General features: G+C 43.0%; 3 protein-coding genes. 2 read left to right on the plus strand and 1 reads right to left on the minus strand.

Annotated elements, in window-relative coordinates; all coding sequences use genetic code 11:
- A partial coding sequence (locus ACEW8U_RS23565; RefSeq protein WP_373524510.1) for a M20/M25/M40 family metallo-hydrolase occupies positions 1 to 647 on the minus strand: 647 nt, incomplete at its 3' end.
- Between the two features lie 194 nt (positions 648 to 841).
- Here ACEW8U_RS23565 and ACEW8U_RS23570 point away from each other — a divergent pair.
- Both ACEW8U_RS23570 and ACEW8U_RS23575 read left to right on the plus strand, forming a co-directional pair.
- Positions 842 to 2440 (plus strand): zinc-binding dehydrogenase, encoded by a 1599-nt coding sequence (locus tag ACEW8U_RS23570; protein WP_373524511.1) that lies wholly within the window; start codon positions 842 to 844, stop codon positions 2438 to 2440.
- An 83-nt stretch (positions 2441 to 2523) separates the two neighbouring features.
- Positions 2524 to 3075: LytR/AlgR family response regulator transcription factor (locus ACEW8U_RS23575; protein ID WP_373524512.1), on the plus strand; the 552-nt coding region annotated here is incomplete at its 3' end.

The following is a 3075-nucleotide window of genomic DNA, read 5'->3' on the forward strand; positions in this document are numbered from 1 at the left end:
AGGTCTCTGTTTGGTCCGGTCACTTCTACTTGCATATAGGCAAGACCTCTTAGGCCAACAGTGACTGAGGGATGCTCCAATGAAATCATATGGGTGTCGGAAACCACCACTACATCGGCTTTCAATTTTTCCTTATTCTCCTTCACAAAAATATCGAGATTCTCAGACCCTACTTCTTCCTCACCCTCAATCATAAATTTGACATTGCAGGCCAAAGAATCATTGGCCATCATGGCTTCAAAAGCTTTGACATGCATGTAAAACTGCCCTTTATCATCAGCAGATCCACGGGCAAAAATAGCTCCTTCAGGGTGTCTTGCGGTTTTCTTGATGACAGGTTCAAAAGGGGGTGAATCCCAAAGTTCATAAGGGTCAGCAGGCTGCACATCGTAATGCCCATAGACCAAAATGGTCGGCAATGATGCGTCAATGATTTTTTCTCCATAAACGATAGGATATCCGACAGTCTGACAGATTTCTACCTTGTCGGCACCTGCCTCCACCAATCGCTCTTTCACAAATGCTGCTGCAGCAAAAACATCATCCTTGAATTTGGGATCTGCACTCACAGAAGGAATGCGCAATAAGTCAAAAAGCTCGTTTAAAAATCTTTCTTTGTGGGATTCTATATAATTTTTTACTGACATATTTGGGGGTTTTATTCCCGCAAAGACGCAAAGGCGCAAAGAAAATTTTTACTATTCTCAAAAATTTTTGATCAAGAATAAAATTTTAGGAGTTCTTTGGCGATTCAAATCTTAGCAAGAGGTTGACTTGTATGTGGGTCCAAAATTACGTTTTAATTGAGGAATTGCCTATTTTAACAAAAAAACTTTTGAGTATGAAAGCTATCCTTTGCCAGCAGCACGGAACCCCCGAAACGCTAGTTTATTCCGACATTCAAGATCCTGAACCAAATGAAAAGGAAGTTGTCATTCAGGTCATGGCCTGTGCGGTCAATTTTCCTGATGTATTGATCATTCAGAACAAATACCAGTTCAAACCTGAGTTGCCATTTTCTCCAGGTGGTGAAGTTTCGGGAATCATTGAAAAAGTGGGTTCAGGGGTTAAACATTTAAAGGTAGGACAGCGGGTGTTGGCTTTATGCGGATGGGGAGGTTTTGCGGAAAAGGTGAAAGTCAGTACAGATAGAGTTTTTCCTATTCCACCTCAAATGGATTACCTGACAGCGGCCTCTACCCTTTACACCTTCGGCACTTCCTATCATGCACTCAAGGATCGTGCACAAATTAAATCGGGTGAGACCTTGCTGGTATTAGGAGCATCAGGTGGAGTGGGCTTGGCGACTGTTGAACTTGGAAAGGTAATGGGGGCAACTGTTATTGCTGCGGCTTCGTCTGCGGAGAAGTTGGCTGTTTGCAAGGAAAAAGGCGCGGATTTTTTGATCAATTATGAGGAAGAAGATGTAAAGGAAAAAATAAAAGAGCTGACTGAGGGTAAAGGTGTTGATGTGATTTTGGATGTGGTTGGTGGCAAATATGCCGAACCTGCTTTGCGGGGAATGGCCTGGAAAGGCAGGTATCTGGTAGTTGGTTTTGCCGCCGGGGGTATCCCAAAGCTGCCTTTCAATTTGGCTTTGTTAAAAGGCTGTTCGGTGATGGGGGTCTTTTGGGGGAGGTTCTCCACCGAAGAACCAAAACAGAACCAACAAAATATCATGGAATTGGTAGTTATGATCCAATCCGGAAAAATCAGTCAGCATATCTATAAGGAATATTCTTTGGAAGAGACCCCTCAGGCCTTGCAGGATATGATGGATAGGAAGGTTGTGGGGAAAGCGATGGTGGTGGGAGATGTGAGAAGCGAGAGGCGAGAAGTGAGAAATGAGATGCGAGAAGCGGGAAACGAGAGATTAGATACTAGAATCAAAGTCCTGTCCCGAGAATCGGGAATACAAGAATCAAGAGGGGGTTTGAGAAGCGAGAAGCGAGATGCGAGAGACGAGAGTGGGGAGGAGAGAATAGTGGGGTTTGGGTCGGTTGGGGAGTTGAGGGGGGGTGTTGGGAAGTCATTGGGGACGAGTGCCTGGACTACGGTCAGTCAGGAAGTCATTCAGAAATTTGCGGATGCGACGGAGGATTTTCAGTGGATCCATGTGGATACTGAAAAAGCCAAGTCCCTGATTCCGGGTGGCAAAAATCTGGCCCATGGGTACTTGACCCTTTCTTTGGTCCCAAAGCTGCTTTATGAAATCCTTCCTCTGGAAGGGGTGCAGATGGCTTTGAATTACGGGACGAACAGTGTACGTTTTCCTGCACCCGTGTATTCCGGGGATAAGGTCAGGTTATCCGCCACCTTGTCCAAAGTGGAAGAAAATCCCGATGGCAGCGTCAAACTTTTTATACATGCAGAAATGGAGTCCGATTCCGCTTCCAAGCCGGTTTGTGTGGCAGAGGTGATTACTTTGGTGAAGTTTTAATCTAATAGTGAAAATAAAACTAAACTTTCCTTAATTTTTGTTTTTCTTTTTTAAATTTGATAATCCTCCTTCTCCTACATCCTATGTTCAAAGTAATCATCATTGACGACGAAGTACATGCTCAAGAAGTAGTGGAAATGCTTTTGAATAAATATTTTCCTGAAAAATTTTCAATCGAAGCCAAATGCTCCTCTGTAGATGAGGGCATAAAACGAATACATAAAGCAAAACCCGATCTTGTCTTTTTGGATGTCCAAATGCCTGAAAAAGGGGGATTTTCTTTATTCGAACACTTTGGAAATCAGATAGACTTTGAGGTGATTTTCACAACGGCACATGAAAAATACGCACTGAGGGCCATCAAATACCAGGCTTTGGATTACCTGCTCAAACCCATAGACCCTATTGAATTTGAAGAAACCATCTCAAAATTTGAATCAAAATTTGAGGAAAAATCGGTGGGAAAAAAGGTTGATGAATTGAAGGAAAAAATGGAGTCATTGAACATTCTGAGTTTCCCTACGCAGGAAGGGATATATTTTATCGACCATGATGAAATCTTGTATTGCCAAAGTGAACAGAGTTATACCAAAATTTTTAAAGCTGAGGGGAGCAATCTTTTGGTTTCAGAAAGT

This window comes from Aquiflexum sp. (assembly GCF_041751335.1).
Taxonomy (GTDB): domain Bacteria; phylum Bacteroidota; class Bacteroidia; order Cytophagales; family Cyclobacteriaceae; genus Aquiflexum.